The sequence below is a fragment of the Mesobacillus maritimus genome (assembly GCF_023715205.1).
Lineage (GTDB): Bacteria > Bacillota > Bacilli > Bacillales > Cytobacillaceae > Mesobacillus_B > Mesobacillus_B maritimus_C.
In genome coordinates this window covers 1-1,316 of sequence record NZ_JAMBNR010000047.1, presented here as the reverse complement: position 1 = coordinate 1,316, position 1,316 = coordinate 1, and the positions used below count along the sequence as shown (strand labels likewise).

At 38.7% G+C, this 1,316-nt stretch carries 1 rRNA gene; it reads left to right on the top strand.

Features of this window, described 5'->3' with window-relative positions:
- Positions 1-93 (top strand): 5S ribosomal RNA (gene rrf / locus M3182_RS25510); the annotation flags it as partial.
- Positions 94-1,316: the final 1,223 nt, after the last annotated feature.

Sequence of the window (1,316 nt, the reverse complement as noted above, 5' to 3'; positions counted from 1 at the left end):
CACACCCGTTCCCATGCCGAACACGGAAGTTAAGCTTCTCAGCGCCGATGGTAGTTGGGGGATTCCCCCTGTGAGAGTAGGACGTCGCCAGGCAACGCAAAAGACAACCAATTTTGGTTGTCTTTTTATTTGTGTCCAGAAAATGGCTAATTGCTAGTTAGTGAAAGTCCAATATGAATTAGGATCAAGACGCTCAGTAGTTGATAGGCGACTGGTGGGAAAACCCTGTGATAAAGACTCGTGACGTTGTAATATAATATGAAGGAAACTTCACGTGCGGTTTGAGGAGGGGAAACTGATAGTAAAATAGTGATAGCGAAAGCTATCCTTTTGTAGTATTTTATTAAGCTATATTTCAGTCTTTGTTGTTTTGTAAAATACAACCGAAGCGTCTTACTATTAGTAAGTAAATAGTTTGGGGAACAGATGAATCAAGGCTAGCAACTAGCACTTTTCAATTTAAGCATAGAAATGGTTTTATTTAATTAAAATACTGGAAAATTTCGTTGTTTATAATTGATAATATGCGGGAAATTTCTCTTAAATTAGGAGTTAGCACTGAAAATAGCTCAAATAGACGGAAAAATCCGACTAAACGAAAGTATGACGGCGAAAAAAGCTGCCTTTGCTATGGATAAGAGAATTCGAACGGTATATCCCGATGCTGAATGTAAGAGTGTACCGGTCGCTGACGTGGGAGTAGTCTCTTGTTAGTACATCTAATGGGAAATTTGTTAAGACAGAGGTTATTGATACCTTAAGGGAGAAGGTAGATGCGACTTAAGGTATCCTTGATGATGGAAGTACCGCCGTGATTGAGATGCAAGTTCAAGTGGACTAGAATTAGTAACAGCTAAGAAGCAGAATCTTTTGAAGACCACAACATACGGAACAGGGAACTGATCAAACGTGCACTAGATAGTGGATCTGGGATGTTACAAACTTTAGGATTCATTTAAAAATCAGAATGGGGAAGAACAGTTATTCAGTCGAGGGACACTAGACAAGCTAGAAACGTTTGATCTAAGTGGCTTGGGGGTGGGAAGAATAAGAAATGGAATTGATTCATTATATAATAATGGTTTCATAGCAATTGTTTGTATCTTAAAGGCTCTCTTCTCAAACTTTGTTGCTTTTGACCAAAAAATACGTCTGAATAAGCCAGGTTATCCAAAAAATTAGCTACATTTATGAGAAAACAATCATGATCTCTCGCTCTCACCCCAGGAATGAAAATAAGTTTCCTTCCCCATAATGTAGAGACTACAAACAGTGAGTATATTACGTGGCTCTTAATGGTGGGTTAGACCCTGTTG